Here is a 14,301-nt window from a genome sequence, read left to right as displayed (position 1 = left end):
TTAGTTGTAGGACATTAGGATGGCATGGCATGTTGAATCAAGAACGAAGAGCCAAAAAGGTTCGGCCGACCGCCGGGAGAGCGAAATGTATGTCACCGAATCGGGTCAGAAGGTCTTCGTGGTCGACGGGCACATCCATCTTTGGGATGCGCGTCCTGAGAACCGCCGCAATCGCTATGGCCTGACCTTCATCGAAAGCTTCTGGGGTTCCCATGTCGGGATGACACCGGACGAGCAGCGCTGGAACTTCGATCGCTTCTGCTATTACGGGATAGAGGGCGCGGCCAAGGATCTGTTCGTGGACGGCTACGTTGACGCGGCCATTATGCTGCCGACGAACCTTCGCGACTTCTACGTCGAGGGATTCAACACGATCGAGCAGTGCTCGGCGTTCAAGAACGCTTATCCCGAAAAAGTGGTCCTCAATGGCCGTTTTGATCCACGCGACGGGCAGAAAGGCCTGGACGCATTGGAGGCAGATTTTGAGAAGTATCGCCTTAAGGGTGTAAAACTTTATACCGCAGAATGGAACGGCGAGTCCAAAGGCTATACGTTGCGTGACGATATTGTTGCCCCGTATATGGAAAAATGCTTGAAACTCGGCATCAAGAATGTTCACATCCACAAGGGTCCGACCATTCATCCGCTCAACCTCGACGCTTTCGATGTCCGCGATGTCGATTATGTTGCAACGGCCTTTCCAGATCTGAATTTCATTGTCGATCACTGCGGCATGCCGCGCATCGATGACTTCTGCTGGATCGCAGGCCAGGAGCCTAACGTCTATGGCGGCTTGGCGCTCATTCCGTCCTTCATTCACGCGCGGCCAAAGTATTTCGCGCAGATGATGGCGGACCTACTCTTTTTCCTGGGCCCCGATCGGCTCCTCTTTGGATCCGACTACGGAATCACAAGTCCCAAGTGGATCGTTGAGAAGTTCATGGCCTATGAATTTCCTGATGACATGGCGCAGGAGGCGAAAACCCAGCTGACTCTGGATGTTAAGCGGAAGGTCCTGGGGCTGAACGCTGCCAGGCTCTACGACCTCGATGTGCCGTTGGAGTGCCGCTTGCCGAGCATGGCCGCGTCCCACCATGAAGATGGCGAGGTTTTGCTCGGTCAATCCGACGTTCAGCCGGGGGGCGCAATCCGTGCAAGCGCTTGAGCCGCGCGAAACTGCGGAACTCGTGCCTGACCTGGGGGAAGAACGTCACGCTGAGGTCATCGCGGCGCTAGGCGATGTGCTTGATCCGGAATTAGATGAACCCGTCACTGACATGGGTTTCATCGAAAGTGTCACGCTCCGCGCGGATGACGTTGAGGTGGTACTTCGCCTTCCCACCTACTGGTGCTCAGCGAATTTTGCCTTCCTGATGGCAACGGACATGAAGGCCGCGCTGGAACATCTTCACTGGGTGCGGGGAGCCACCATCACGCTTGTCGATCACTTCGCTTCCAAGAAGATCAATCAAGGCGTTTCGGCGCGAAAGGGCTTCTCAGAAGTTTTCGTCGGCGAGGCACAAACCGGTCTCGACGATATCCGCAGGGTCTTCGGTCAGAAGGCGTTTCTGGGCCGGCAGGAGCGCCTGCTGCGCCTACTAGCTGAGCGAGGGGGCATTGAGGACGCACTAAAGCTGTCGATGGGCGGCCTTCGTAGACTTCTGGACCATGACGACCAGGAAATCCGATCACTGGCCCTGCGCTATCTCGGCATGCGTCTGCATGATGGTGGATCGGTGCAGGATGATGCCCGCGCTTTTACGACCCTCTCCGGTTTACCGGTGTCTTCCGCGACGTACGCCGACCACCTGCGCGCGGCAAGACGGGTCCGCAGCGCGGCGGAAGCGAATGCGGAGATGTGCCGGATGTACCTCTCCGCGCGGAAGTCCCATCCCGCGCCGGGATGCCGCCCCGAGGATCGTGAGCAAGAGGCGGAGCCGTAACAAGCGGATAGAGTAGCGGCGGCAGCCTCGGCACAATGATCGGCTCAAGAACAAAAGACTCAAATCAGGAGGACACGCCTTGAAGAACCTGCTTCCTTTGAATCGTCGTAGCTTTCTGGGCGCCGGGGTTGGAGCTGCTGCCGCAGCTTTGGCTGGTCGCGCGCCGGCCTTCGCGGCGGCCAAGAAATTTGTGCCCTATAGTAACAAGAGCTTGGATTATTACTTCTTCGTCGCGCAGCAGGAAGCGGTGCAGCGTTCGGTCGAAGCGCAGGGGTGGCGCTTCCAGGCAGTCAATGCCAGCTTTGACAACACCACGCAGCTGCAACAGTGGGAATCGATCCTTCTCAACGGCCCTTCGGCGATCATCTCCGATCCCATTGACAGCCAAGCCATCGTCAGTGTCATCAAGAAATACAATGCCAAAAGCATTCCGGTCGGCATCATCGACACCCCAGCCACTGGCGGAAATGTCGCCATCACGGTCGATTTCGACAACTATCAAGGCGGCGTCATGGCGGCCGAGGCAATCGTCGCTTGTCTGAAGAAAAAATATGGCAGCCCGAAGGGTACGGTCTTGAACTGCTACGGCGCTCTCCAAAGCGTCGCCTGGAGGCTGCGCAAGGAAGGCATGGACGCGACCTTCAAGAAATATCCGGACATAAAATTGCTCGATCGCCCAACTGAGGGTGAGTTGAAGACCATGCTGAGCGTGACGGTTGAGACCCTCTCGGAGTATCCCAACCTTGATGCCGTTCATGCGCCGAGTGATACGCCGTCACGTGGAATCGTCACTGCGTTGCAGCAGAAGGGTAAATGGAAGAAGGTCGGTGACCCCGGCCATGTGATTTTCGTCAACATCGACGGCGAGCCGATTGCCCTACAATGGATCAAGGAGGGCTACATGGATGGCGTGATATCGCAGGACCCTGTCGCGTATGGCCAGATCACCGTTGAGATGTTAGCCAAATACTCCTTGAACGGGAAAGCCGTGCCACTCGGGCCCTACGAGAATGACAACTACTTCTGGAAGTCAGGCGTCATCACCAACTCGGCCTCCGGCCCCAGCCTCGTCATTCCGCCGTTCCTGATCGACGCCTCCAACGCTGGCGACAAGCGCATGTGGGGTAACGTGACCTACAACGATTGGGGCCTGAAGTACAAGTAGCCTCAAAAACGTGCCAGGCCGGTGCGTTTGCGCGCGCCGGCCTGCATTTGAAGGTCGAGCGCCATGGCCACGACGAGGCTGCTCCAAACTATAGAGCTTACCAAGCGGTATGGCGGCGTAAGCGCCCTTAAGGGTGTGTCGCTCTCGGTTGACAGCGGCACCGTGCATGGCCTGCTTGGCGAGAACGGCGCCGGCAAATCGACGCTGGTCAAGATCGTGTCCGGCTTGCAGACGCCAACAGAGGGCGAGATCCATCTCGACGGCAAGGAAACCGGCCCTGCGGACGTCAAACGCATGGAAGGGCTCGGGGTCTTTCTCGTCACGCAAGAGCCGGCGATCGTTAGTTCACTGTCGGTCGCGGAGAATCTGGTGCTAGGTCGCTGGCCACACCGCGGAGTCTGGGTCGATGTGCGGGCCATGAACCGGCTCGCAACTAATTACCTAGACGGGACGGGTCTCGATCCGCACGCCATAGCCGGGCGCCTCTCCGCCGTCGACCGACGCAAGCTAAACATCCTGCGCGCCCTGCACAGCGGTGGCCGGTTGATCATTTTGGATGAGCCAACAACCGCGTTGACAATGGCCGACCGCCAAATCCTATTCGGCTTCATGAGGAAACTGAAGCGCGAGGGCGTCACCTTCATGTTCATCTCGCACTACAATGAGGAAATCCTCGAAATCTGCGACTCCGTCTCGGTGCTGCGGGACGGCGCCCTCGTGACGGATAATCAGCCGGTCGCGTCGGTCAATTCCAGCGCCTTGAGCGAGATGGTGCTGGGGCGCGGCCTTCACCTCTTTACGCGCGGACGTGCGGGGCCGGAGGCGGCGCAAGCCCCGCCGCCGAACTGGCAGTTCCGCGGACTACGCGGGTCGAATTTCCGGGTTGACCATCTGGATATCGCTCCCGGTGAGGTCATCGGGCTCGCCGGCCTGCCGGGGGCCGGTGCGCAGGAGGTTGCCCGCGCCATCTACGGGCTAGTGCCAGCGGAGGGCACGGTTGAACACGCAGGCCTGACCGGATCGCTACCGGCTGATCCGGCTGAAGCCTTGGCAAAGGGCATCGCTTTCCTGTCCGACGATCGGCTCCGGGACGGTATCGTTGCGATCCATTCGATTGCCAAGAACATCACCTTATCCAGCCTCGGCGCGATATCGTCTGGAGGCGTTATTTCTTTGGCGCGCGAACGCGATTTGGTTGCGGACTTCTTCAAGCGGATGTCGATCAGGGCGCGGGATGCCTCACAGCCGGTTGGCCAGCTCAGCGGCGGCAATCAGCAGAAGGTCCTGCTTTCTCGGCTGCTCGCCACCAAGCCGAGGCTGCTCATCCTCAACGAGCCGACGCGCGGCATCGACGTCGGCGTCAAGGAAGAGGTCCACCGTATTGTGGCCAGCCTGACGCGTGATGGCGTTAGCGTCATTATCGTGACCTCCGATCTCGATGAAATGCTCCGGGCTGTCGACCGGGTATTACTTTTCGTCAATGGCGTGGTCGTCGATGACCGGGCAGCGACATCCCTCACCAAGGAGGATGTATTGAGAATTGCCTACTCGTCATCTCCACACCTTGTAACACCGGCTGTGCCGGCCGAGCAGGGAGCGATAGTATCATGACCGCACAGTCCGATCGCACGGCGGACGGGAGCATAGCGGCGCCCGTTCTCGCGGTGAAGCGCCAGCGCTCGGTTGCGGTGCGCGCGCAGGTCGTGTTGCAGAATGTCGTCTGGATCTGGCTCGCGGGCCTGATCCTGATTTTCGGCATCTTGAATCCTTTCTTTCTGACGACCTCTAACCTGCAGAACATTCTTGTTCAGGCCACGGTGCTCGGTTTGCTCGGTCTCGCGCAATCTTTGGTGCTTCTGGTTGGGGAGATTGATCTTTCAATCGGTGCGGTGACGGGTATTTCTTCGGCCATTGGCGCGCTCGCCATCCAGCGTCTCGGGCTTCCGGTCGGCCTGGGCATTATCATCGGCATCGGCGTCGCGACAATGATCGGCTTCATCAACGGTCTTTGCGTCACACGCCTGAAGATGGTCTCGCTGATCGAAAGCCTCGGCATGATGATCACGCTGCAAGGGGGCCTTTTGGCCATCAGCCAGGGCAACACGATTACGGATATGCCCGGCAGCTACAACTGGATCGGCCAGGCAACTCTCGGTGGCTGGCCCCTAATGCCCGTGGTGCTGCTCGCCGGTTTCATCGCGATGGGGTTCATGTTGCGGCGCACGATCCTGGGCCGCAGCCTCTATGCCACGGGTGGCAATGCCGCGGCCGCTCTTGTGGCCGGAATCCGCGTGCAGCGCATCAAGATTATCGCCTTCACTCTCTCGGGCTTCATCTCGGGCATCGCGGGCCATCTTTTGGCTGCTTGGCAAGGGGCGATTACCTCGGACCAGGGTAATGGCTTCCTGCTCTACGCCATTGCCGCGCCGATCATCGGTGGTGTCAGCGTTTTCGGCGGGCGCGGCGGCACGCTCGGTATCCTGGGCGGCGTGCTGCTGCTCACGGTCATCCATGTCGGGCTCGCGATTGTTTATGTGCCGTCCTTCTACGTCACCATGATCGGCGGCGTGCTGATCTTCATCGCGGTTGCCGTTGATGCCTTGCGTGTAAATGTCCTCGGCGATCACTAGAGTAAGGAACGACCGTGGATTATCTCGGAAAGTACAACTTATCGGGGCGGACGGCGGTGGTCACAGGCGCCGCGCGCGGAATCGGTCTCGCCAGCACAGAAGCGTTGTGCCAGGCGGGAGCGCTTGTGGTGATGACGGATATCGACGACGGCGCCGTCCGAGGTTCCGCCGCAGTGCTCGCGGCGCAGGGTTATCGCGTCAAGACGGCACGCCTGGACGTGACGGATCAGATGGCCGTTGAAGCTCTGCGCGACGATGTCCTGAAGGACCATGGCGCCGTCGATATTCTAGTCAATAACGCCGGGATCGCCCTCAGTAGTACCCCGGCGGAGGAAATGACCGGCGAACGCTGGTTGAAGGTTCTCGACGTCAATCTCAATGGGGTCTTCTGGTGCGCCCGCGCCTTCGGACAGGCAATGCTGGCGGCAGGGAGAGGTAGTATCGTCAATCTGGGTTCTATGTCCGGCTTCATCGTCAACAAGCCGCAGGAACAGGCGCATTACAATGCATCAAAGGCAGCGGTGCATCATCTTACAAGATCGCTTGCAGCCGAGTGGGCCAGCCGCGGCGTGCGGGTCAACGCCGTAGCCCCGACCTATATCGACACCGATCTCGTGAGCAGCGTAGTCACCGGGAATAAGATAGTCTTTGACACATGGTTGGCCGGGACGCCCATGGGACGCATCGGCCGGCCTGATGAGATAGCCTCCGCCATCCTGTTTCTCGCCAGTGACGCGTCCAGTCTGATGACCGGCTCGATCGTTCTGGTCGATGGCGGCTACGTCTGCTGGTAGCGACGGCGGAAGATCGAGACTTTTGGCGTCATCCCGGATGGAGGCAACATACCGCACCACCATTGCGCGGCCCGCTGTTCGACCCAGCATGGCGCGCGCTATTATTTTCCATCGTCCTTTGTGCTCAGTCGGTTCTCAAGGGCCCTCGTGCTGGATAGCCAGCACGGACCCTCGACGGCCCTGGATCTTGGTTTGACCCCGGTGGCGATGTATCGCATTCGCTGCTGAATGCTTGCGCGATGCTGACGATTGCCTGAAGCAGATTCAGGCGCCGAATGAGCTAAGATCCAGACTCGAAAACCCAGGTTCTTGACCGCCACCTCCTGCGTCTCGCCGGGATGCTCATTAGCCCGACCAAACTATGCTCCGGCGCAATGGAATCAACCCGCGATAACTGTCCTTTTCGCGCGTGTTGACTTAAGGCGGTGAGCAACAGGCGGTTCAGGTAATGCTTAAAGGTGCGCGTGACTGAACGGCTCTTCCAAAGCGTCGACCTCCCACACCTTGCGAAGGCATGTTGATCGAGATTTGAACAGACCTGCAGGGGCAGGAACTTCCCATGCAGGTTGCCGAGAGTATCGATATCTGCGAGTTCTCGTTTCGTCAGAGGGCGATCCAAGTATTCGATGAGGGCCAAGTTGAAGCGCGGTAGGCCCGGCCCAGCCCGGATAGAGTGAAGACCGAGACTCTTACTCGAATGGTTTAGGACTAGACGCCGATGAAGCCCTCCGCCCTGACCGGTCGCACCTCCAGCTCGTCCCGCCACGCAATGCACTATTGGGATGCCGGGCCGCCCGAGGGGCCTTTGATGATCTTCCTGCACGGGTGGCCGGGAATTGGCCTGATGTGGCGTAAGCAGATCGAGGCGTTCGCGTCCGATGGCTGGCGATGTATCGCACCGGATATGCGTGGCTACGGCGACTCGTCGGCACCAACCGCCCATGAGGCCTATGCTGTAAGTGAGATTGTCGAGGACATGGTCGAGCTCCACGACCATCTGGGCGCCCACCCGGCCATCTGGATCGGGCATGATCTGGGATGTCCCGTGGCAAGTGCGCTGGCCGCTCACCACGCCGCACGCTGCCGCGGGCTGGTGCTGGTGTCGGTCCCTTATTTGCCGGAGGGCTTCGCGTTGCCGAAGCTCGTAGCCCTCGTTGATCGTCAGCTCTATCCAGCCGACCAGTATCCGGACGGGCAGTGGGACTACTACCGCTTCTACCTCACGCATTTCGACCAGACGGTCAGCGACTGCGATGCGGACATCCCTGCCACCCTCGCGTCTATCTATCGGAGTGGGAGCCCAGCCTCTGCGGGCAAGGTGTCTCCGTCGGCCTTGTTAACCCTCAATGGAGGCCGATATGGTTCGGCACACCGAGCGCCTGCAACTCCGCCCGATTCCGCGCTCTGGCCGCCCACTGATTTCGATGCTTTGTGTGCGGCGTTCCTTGCACACGGCTTTCGCCCAGCCAACGCTTGGTATCTGAACGACGCGGCCAACATCGCCTACGCCCGTGCCGCACCCAGTGGGGGCGCCCTACAGCAGCCCGTGCTCTTCATTAACGGCGAGTGGGACGCTATCTGCGACATCAATCGTAGCCGCCTTGGCGAGCCAATGCGCCTCGCCTGCCGGGATCTTTCTGTGACGCATCTCGCGGGCGGCCACTGGCTCCCTCTTGAGCGCAAGAACGAAGTCGCCCAAGCCATTCGTTCTTGGCTGCAAACGAGGAGGCTGAAGTAGGTAAGCTCGCTGTTGCTGGTGCGACTTCACTACGAGAGTCCATCATGCGCGCAATTCAGAAGCGTCTGGCTACCCTGGAGCAATGACGATGAGGCACCGCGACATAGAGGCAAACGGAATCTCTCTTCACCTCATCGAGGAGGGTGAAGGGCCCGCAGTCGTATTCTGCCACGGCTTCCCAGATACTTCCTACACATGGCGCCGGCAGATGAAAGCGATCGCGTCGGTTGGGTATCGAGCGATCGCTCCAGATATGCGCGGCTATGGGCGCAGCTCAGCTCCAGCGGACGCGAGCGTCTACACGCCGCTGCACACGGCTGGTGACCTCGTTGGTCTGCTCGATGCGCTGGATATTCCCAGTGCTGCCCTCGTCGGTCATGACTGGGGCGCCACGCATGCTTGGAACGCCGCAATGATGCGTCCGGATCGGTTCACGGCGGTGTTTTGCCTGAGCGTGCCGTACTTTCCCCGTGGTGACGTCAGCGTCTTCGAGCGCATGCGGAAGTCCGGTCATCAAGACAAGTTCTACATGTTCGAGCAGATTCGACCGGACGCCGATCACATTTGGGCTGACGCAGCGGTCACCATCCCTGGGGCTTTATATTGGGCATCGGGCTCTGCTCCAACCGGCGAGGGATGGAACCCGATAGATCCGGCTCGAAGCCTTCATCGTCCGGCGCCAGGGCCATTGCCGACTTGGGCGGGACCCGACTACGTCGCGCACAACATCGCTGAGTTCCAGCGTACCGGTTTTCATGGTGCCTTGAACTACTACCGCGCCGCTGAACCGTATTTCTACCTGTCCGGCGCCTGGAAAGGAGCGAAAATCAGTCAACCATCCTTCTTTGTCGTTGGAAAGGAGGATGGCTTGATGGCACTTTATCCCCCCGTAGCGCAACTCCGCACCGGTCTCCCCGGTCTGGTGGGAACCCTCGAAATCAAAAATGTGGGCCACTGGGTGCAGCACGAGGCATCTGCCGAGGTTTGTGAACAACTCGTCAAGTTCCTGCTAGCCGTGCATCCCACCTAAGCGTGGTTGGAATGATGCCTCGATGCATGAGCTAGTTTCAACTGCGACTTATGGCTTGCTCTCGTAAGATCACAACGCGGGAGAAGTGGGCATCTCGCGTGTGAAAAACTCGATAGATGTGTGGCCGTAACGGCTTAAACAGCTGCGCGTCGCGCGGGTCGAGCGAGGAAACGGCCGTTCCACGCTCCTCGCCAGACACCTGCCTCGGCACTTCATCCTGCCCGGCGCGTCTCTTGCTTGGACTACGCCGACAACATCCGAACAGAACTGATACTGTATGGCGCCCACTAAACTAAGTTCAACGGATACGCCCCCCATTGGCTGCCAGATCTGTTTGGCCGCACCGGACCGATCTACCAAGAGCTGGCGAACGCCATCGCAGCTGCTGTGCGGGACGGGCAACTGCTGCCAGGAGATCGGCTGCCGACGCATCGCGCCGTCGCGCGGCACCTCACCATCGATGGGGTGACCGTAAGTCACGGCTATGCCGAGGCAAATCGCAATGGGCTGCTCACGGCAACCGTCGGCCGCGGCACCTTTGTTGCGCGCGCGGCAGGCGCTTTGGGAGGCCGGCCTAGCTGAGCTGTCGGCTGGCTAGACCACAACGTGGCGAGGCCGCGCGAAGGTTGTCTGACATTCACACAGTTGCCCCGGAAGGGCCGCAGGAGGGACAGATTTACCCGCTCTACCCCGCCCGTTGATACAGGGGTGTCACTCAATGGCCGTGTATAGCTTTTACCGTCTTGCTGAAGCTGGCGAGCTTGTGAGCACCGGGGAAGTCGCGTGCGCCAATGATGCTTCCGCGCGTGAGGTGGTCGCGCTGTCTTTAGCACCGCAAGAGACGGCTGAAGTGTGGGAGGGCATCCGCCACGTTGGCAGGATCAAGGGCGGCGCCGAACCGCTTCATGGCGAAAGCTCATCCAAAAGCATTAGTCGCACGTAGGTAAGGCAGAGCCGTTCTCCTGGAGGCAAGCCATGCCACGCGCCGCGAATGCCCTATCTGCGCATTCCGATGAAGTCGCCCAGGATTCAGGATTGATGTCGCCCATCGTTCCGATTTGATCTCGCCCACTATTCCGAGATGATGTCGCCCAGTCCTGAGCCACTGTGGCCTTAAAACTCGTGCTCCGTGACGCCCTTGATGGTCAAGCCGTTTGTGCGCGACCGCCGCGCTTTTTCCGCATGCTCTCCCCGTCCAGATCGATACGTGTCGCATTGTGTACTAGCCGATCGAGAATGGCGTCCGCGTAGGTCGGATCCCCAATAAGCTGATGCCAGTTTTCCACGGGGACCTGGCTGGTCACGATCGTGAAGCGCCGGCCGTAACGCTCTTCGAGGATCTCCAGCAAGTCGTGACGTGTTCCTCGGCTTCCTCCGCCAGGGCATGCTGATCGCGGGCTTTTTCGACATGGTGACGACCATGGTGACCGGCGCCATCCTGCTGGCCGCCATCACGATCCGCAATCTTCTGTCCGGCCGTGGAACGGGCCTGGCGCTGCTGCTGCGGCGCATCCGGGGTGCCGGCCGGGACAAGATGACGGAGGCCCCCGAGTGACGGACGAAGCTCGCGCACGGTCAGCCGGACTTTTGGCAATCAAAATCAATGTCTTCAGGGAATGACGATGAGAAACTTAAGATCGACTGGCTTCTTGGCGGCGGCTCTCCTCGGGCTGGCGTTCAGCGCACCTGCCGCGGAAATCGATATCTCCAAGCGCATTCACGTCGCCATGGTTCCGAAGCTGATCGGGATCTCGGTGTTCAAGGCGAATGAGAAAGGCGCCAAGGCCGCCGCCGCCAAGCTCAACATCGATTTTCTCTACGCGGGTCCAGTGACGGCCTCGGCGCAGGGTCAGGTCGATGTCTTCAACAGCCTGATCGCCCGGCGCTTCAACGTCATCACCACGACGTCCAACAACCCGACCGAGCTTGCGCCCAGCCTGCGCCGCGCGATGAAGCAGGGCATCAAAGTCGTGTCCTATGACAGCGATGTCGCGCCCAATGCCCGCGACTTCTTCATCCAGAACACGGCCTATCCGGCGTTCGGCAAGGCGCTCGTGGATTCGGTCGCGAAATACATCCAGCCGGCTGCGAAGATCGCGATCCTGTCTTCCACGCCCGACGCCACGATCCAGAATGAGTGGATCAAGGCTCTAAAGGCCTATATGGCGACGGCCTATCCGAAGATGACCATCGTCACCACGCAATACGGCCAGTCCAGCGTGTCGCAGTCCCTCACCGCCGGCTTGAACATTCTGCAAGCGCATCCCGAGGTTACGGGCATCATCGGCCCGGACGCCGCGGCCCTCGTCGGCGCCGCTGCCGCCGTGCAGAAACTCGGCCTGACCGGCAAGGTCATCGTCGGCGGCTGCTCGGACCCAGATGCGATCCGGCAATACGTCAAGGCCGGTGTGATCAAGGAGACGCCGCTTTGGGATGAGGTGAAGGAAGGCGAGCTCGTCATGTATGTCGCGCGCCTCGCCGCCAATAGCGCCATGCCCCGCAATGCCACCTTCACGCCGGGGACCTTGGTGAGTTCAAAGTGAACGACGGCGTAATTATCTTCAGCGAGCCGCTGATCTTCAACGCCGAGAACATCGACAACTACCACTTCAAAGACTATCTCCAAGCCTGGGTGTTCCGGCGTGTCCGGAACACCCGGTGTCACAGCAATTAGGATTGAGCATGAAGCGCGTGATCTTTACGGGCGGCAGCGGCAAGGCCGGCCGTCATGTGGTGCAGCATCTGGTCGAGCATGGCTATCGGGTGCTCAACCTGGATACCAAGCCGCTCGCCAATCCCCAGGTCCGCACGCTCATTACCGACATCACCGATTCCGGCCAGGTCTTCAACGCCTTGTCGAGCTACACCGGCCTGCACGAATTCGACTCAGACCTGCGCCCCGAGAAAATCGACGCCGTGGTCCATTTCGCGGCGATTCCGCGCATCATGATCACGCCGGATAACGAGGTCTACCGTGTCAACGTCATGGGCACGTACAATATCGTCGAAGCGGCGGTGAAGCTCGGCATCCCAAAGGTCATCATCGCATCGAGCGAGACCACCTACGGTATCGTCTTCGCCAACGGCTATCGTGATCCGGAATATTTCCCGCTCGACGAGGAATATCCGGTCGATCCTATGGACAGCTATGCACTGTCGAAGATCGTCAACGAAAAGACCGCCCAGGCCTTCGCCCGCCGCACCGACACCGATATCTATGCGATCCGCATCGGCAATGTCATCGAGCCGCATGAATACGCGCTCTTCCCAGGCTGGTTCGCCAAGCCCGACTTCCGCCGCCGCATCGCATGGAGCTATATCGACGCGCGCGATCTCGGACAGATCATACGTCTCGGCATCGAAAAGGATGGTCTCGGCTACCAAGTCTTCAATGCCGTCAACAACGACACCTCATCGGACCTGCCGACGGCGGAATTGTTGCGCCGCTACTACCCGAATGTCGCGGTAAGAGGAAAACTGGGAGAGTTCGAGGGGCTTTTGTCGAACCGTAAAACTCGCGAAGTCCTCGGCTTCAGCGAAGCCCAAAACTGGCGCAAATACGTCAAGCCCAGCACATAGGCGTCGCGCCCCCGACGTCCCCAAGCCGGAGAGGCGCCATCATCTTGTTGCCGAGAACCCTTGGGATGCTCCCATGAAGACCCATCGTATCGCCGCGATCCCCGGTGACGGCATCGGACCTGAAGTGATCGGTGCCGGGCTTGAGGTGTTGCAAGCAATCGCCGCGCGCGATGGCAATTTCCAAGTCGAGGTTACATCCTTCGATTGGGGGTCGGACTATTACCGTCGCCACGGGGTGATGATGCCCGCAGATGGTCTGGATCGGCTGCGCGACCTCGATGCGATCTATTTCGGCGCGGTGGGTGATTCGGCCATCCCCGACCATGTCACGCTTTGGGGCCTGCGGCTCGCCATCTGTCAGGGGTTCGACCAATACGCGAATGTCCGCCCCACCCGCGTTCTCGCCGGGTTACGCTCGCCGCTTCGCGATTGTTCGCCCGGCGAGCTTGACTGGGTGATCGTCCGCGAAAACAGCGAAGGCGAATACGCCGGAAACGGCGGCCGTACCCATCGCGGACATCCGGAGGAAGTCGCGACCGAGGTTGCAATCTTCACGCGAAGCGGCATCGAGCGGATCATGCGATTCGCCTTTGCGGTAGCCGAAGCTCGACCGCGAAGGCATCTCACGGTCGTCACTAAGTCGAACGCCCAGCGCCACGGCATGGTCCTGTGGGACGAGGTCGCGGCTGCCGTCGCCCGCTCTTTCCCCAGCGTTACTTGGGAGAAGATGCTGGTCGATGCGATGGCCGCCCGCATGGTGCTGCAGCCGGCTGGCATCGATACGGTCGTCGCGACCAATCTGCACGCCGACATCCTGTCCGATCTCGCGGCCGCGCTTGCGGGGTCGATCGGCGTCGCTCCCACGGCGAACATCAATCCCGAGCGGCGCTATCCGTCGATGTTCGAGCCGATCCATGGCTCGGCCTTCGACATCGTCGGCAAGGGCATCGCCAATCCGATCGGCACTTTCTGGACCGCCGTGCAGATGCTGGAGCATCTGGGGGAGCCGGCCGCCGCTTCCCGGCTGATGACCGCCATAGAAGCGGTAACGCAGGCTGGTATCGTCACGCCGGATCTCGGCGGTACGGCCACCACCGCGCAAGTCAAAGTTGCGGTCTGTCAGGCGATTGCTGGCCGCAATCAAGCCTCTCAAGGAGAGATATGATTGCTGGGCTTGGGCATGCCTAAGGCGATCTGTCGGGGTGCGAACGAGCTTGAACGCCGCGACATTGGCTCGGCGACGGCTGAGATTTGCGACATCGCGCTGTTTGCTGCGTTGATCGAACCTACCGAGCAATGGGGTTCGCACCGGCTTAAATAGCATGGGTCATTTGTCGGTGAGAGGTATGCATTCGGCGAGCGCCGCGGATCAGATACGAGACCGGGTCTTTCTGCTGGTTGCCGTTCGGCTCCATTTTGTCG

Annotated in this window: 16 protein-coding genes and 1 pseudogene; 16 read left to right on the top strand and 1 reads right to left on the bottom strand. The window is 60.0% G+C overall.

The annotated features are described in order from the left end of the window. Positions 1–19: 19 nt before the first annotated feature. The 10 genes from GSQ92_RS11510 to GSQ92_RS30170 all read left to right on the top strand — a co-directional run bounded on the left by GSQ92_RS11510 (position 20) and on the right by GSQ92_RS30170 (position 10,243). Positions 20–1,165, top strand: a complete 1,146-nt coding sequence (locus tag GSQ92_RS11510) for an amidohydrolase family protein (protein WP_254065690.1) — start codon at positions 20–22, stop codon at positions 1,163–1,165. Beyond that, the gene (locus tag GSQ92_RS11505) at positions 1,152–1,943 is read left to right on the top strand and encodes an iron-sulfur cluster assembly protein (RefSeq protein WP_159013471.1); all 792 of its coding nucleotides are present in this window, start codon (positions 1,152–1,154) and stop codon (positions 1,941–1,943) included. The genes GSQ92_RS11510 and GSQ92_RS11505 overlap by 14 nt, the downstream gene beginning before the upstream one ends. A 79-nt stretch (positions 1,944–2,022) precedes the next feature. After that, positions 2,023–3,108, top strand: a complete 1,086-nt coding sequence (locus tag GSQ92_RS11500; protein WP_159013470.1) for a sugar ABC transporter substrate-binding protein — start codon at positions 2,023–2,025, stop codon at positions 3,106–3,108. Positions 3,109–3,171: 63 nt separating this feature from the next. After that, complete coding sequence (locus tag GSQ92_RS11495; protein ID WP_158803543.1) at positions 3,172–4,719, top strand: sugar ABC transporter ATP-binding protein; 1,548 nt, start codon at positions 3,172–3,174, stop codon at positions 4,717–4,719. Beyond that, on the top strand, positions 4,716–5,738 hold the full coding sequence (locus GSQ92_RS11490; RefSeq protein ID WP_159013469.1) for an ABC transporter permease: 1,023 nt from the start codon (positions 4,716–4,718) through the stop codon (positions 5,736–5,738). Before GSQ92_RS11495 ends, GSQ92_RS11490 begins: the two co-directional genes overlap by 4 nt. A gap of 14 nt (positions 5,739–5,752) precedes the next feature. Further along, positions 5,753–6,532, top strand: a complete 780-nt coding sequence (locus GSQ92_RS11485; protein WP_158803541.1) for an SDR family NAD(P)-dependent oxidoreductase — start codon at positions 5,753–5,755, stop codon at positions 6,530–6,532. A gap of 718 nt (positions 6,533–7,250) precedes the next feature. Further along, positions 7,251–8,270 (top strand): alpha/beta fold hydrolase, encoded by a 1,020-nt coding sequence (locus GSQ92_RS11480; protein WP_158803540.1) that lies wholly within the window; start codon positions 7,251–7,253, stop codon positions 8,268–8,270. 82 nt (positions 8,271–8,352) lie between these two features. Then, the gene (locus GSQ92_RS11475) at positions 8,353–9,300 is read left to right on the top strand and encodes an alpha/beta fold hydrolase (protein ID WP_158803539.1); all 948 of its coding nucleotides are present in this window, start codon (positions 8,353–8,355) and stop codon (positions 9,298–9,300) included. 321 nt (positions 9,301–9,621) lie between these two features. Continuing rightward, a complete protein-coding gene (locus tag GSQ92_RS11470; RefSeq protein ID WP_371418024.1) occupies positions 9,622–9,882 on the top strand; it encodes a GntR family transcriptional regulator in 261 nt (86 codons plus the stop codon). A 136-nt stretch (positions 9,883–10,018) separates the two neighbouring features. Further along, positions 10,019–10,243 carry a hypothetical protein gene (locus GSQ92_RS30170; protein WP_158803537.1) on the top strand — a complete coding sequence of 75 codons (225 nt, stop codon included), beginning with the start codon at positions 10,019–10,021 and terminating at the stop codon, positions 10,241–10,243. 202 nt (positions 10,244–10,445) lie between these two features. Here GSQ92_RS30170 and GSQ92_RS11465 read toward each other — a convergent pair. After that, a pseudogene (locus GSQ92_RS11465) lies at positions 10,446–10,658 on the bottom strand (ATP-binding protein); the annotation flags it as partial. Here GSQ92_RS11465 and GSQ92_RS11460 point away from each other — a divergent pair. From GSQ92_RS11460 to GSQ92_RS11440, 6 genes are all read left to right on the top strand, one after another. Beyond that, positions 10,658–10,855: a hypothetical protein gene (locus GSQ92_RS11460; RefSeq protein WP_158803536.1), complete on the top strand. Its 198-nt coding sequence runs from the start codon at positions 10,658–10,660 to the stop codon at positions 10,853–10,855. The pseudogene GSQ92_RS11465 and the gene GSQ92_RS11460 overlap by 1 nt on opposite strands. A gap of 67 nt (positions 10,856–10,922) precedes the next feature. Then, positions 10,923–11,843: a substrate-binding domain-containing protein gene (locus tag GSQ92_RS11455; protein ID WP_158803535.1), complete on the top strand. Its 921-nt coding sequence runs from the start codon at positions 10,923–10,925 to the stop codon at positions 11,841–11,843. Continuing rightward, positions 11,840–11,974, top strand: coding sequence for a hypothetical protein (locus tag GSQ92_RS31435; protein ID WP_256367098.1), 135 nt, complete (start codon positions 11,840–11,842; stop codon positions 11,972–11,974). The genes GSQ92_RS11455 and GSQ92_RS31435 overlap by 4 nt, the downstream gene beginning before the upstream one ends. A gap of 8 nt (positions 11,975–11,982) precedes the next feature. Next, on the top strand, positions 11,983–12,879 hold the full coding sequence (locus GSQ92_RS11450) for an NAD(P)-dependent oxidoreductase (RefSeq protein ID WP_158803534.1): 897 nt from the start codon (positions 11,983–11,985) through the stop codon (positions 12,877–12,879). Between the two features lie 73 nt (positions 12,880–12,952). Further along, positions 12,953–14,044 carry a tartrate dehydrogenase gene (locus GSQ92_RS11445; protein WP_158803533.1) on the top strand — a complete coding sequence of 364 codons (1,092 nt, stop codon included), beginning with the start codon at positions 12,953–12,955 and terminating at the stop codon, positions 14,042–14,044. After that, complete coding sequence (locus tag GSQ92_RS11440) at positions 14,045–14,200, top strand: hypothetical protein (RefSeq protein ID WP_158803532.1); 156 nt, start codon at positions 14,045–14,047, stop codon at positions 14,198–14,200. The last annotated feature ends 101 nt before the right edge of the window (positions 14,201–14,301 follow it).

The organism is Acidisoma sp. S159 (assembly GCF_009766125.1).
Lineage (GTDB): Bacteria > Pseudomonadota > Alphaproteobacteria > Acetobacterales > Acetobacteraceae > Acidisoma.
This window is presented reverse-complemented; position numbering and strand designations above follow the sequence as displayed.

Coding starts and splice junctions, on each gene's coding strand:
- GSQ92_RS11450 (WP_158803534.1), top strand. CDS start 11,983: ATGAAGCGCGTGATCTTTACGGGCGGCAGCGGCAAGGCCGGCCGTCAT.
- GSQ92_RS11475 (WP_158803539.1), top strand. CDS start 8,353: ATGACGATGAGGCACCGCGACATAGAGGCAAACGGAATCTCTCTTCAC.
- GSQ92_RS11510 (WP_254065690.1), top strand. CDS start 20: ATGGCATGGCATGTTGAATCAAGAACGAAGAGCCAAAAAGGTTCGGCC.
- GSQ92_RS11490 (WP_159013469.1), top strand. CDS start 4,716: ATGACCGCACAGTCCGATCGCACGGCGGACGGGAGCATAGCGGCGCCC.
- GSQ92_RS11455 (WP_158803535.1), top strand. CDS start 10,923: ATGAGAAACTTAAGATCGACTGGCTTCTTGGCGGCGGCTCTCCTCGGG.
- GSQ92_RS11480 (WP_158803540.1), top strand. CDS start 7,251: ATGAAGCCCTCCGCCCTGACCGGTCGCACCTCCAGCTCGTCCCGCCAC.
- GSQ92_RS30170 (WP_158803537.1), top strand. CDS start 10,019: ATGGCCGTGTATAGCTTTTACCGTCTTGCTGAAGCTGGCGAGCTTGTG.
- GSQ92_RS11445 (WP_158803533.1), top strand. CDS start 12,953: ATGAAGACCCATCGTATCGCCGCGATCCCCGGTGACGGCATCGGACCT.
- GSQ92_RS11495 (WP_158803543.1), top strand. CDS start 3,172: ATGGCCACGACGAGGCTGCTCCAAACTATAGAGCTTACCAAGCGGTAT.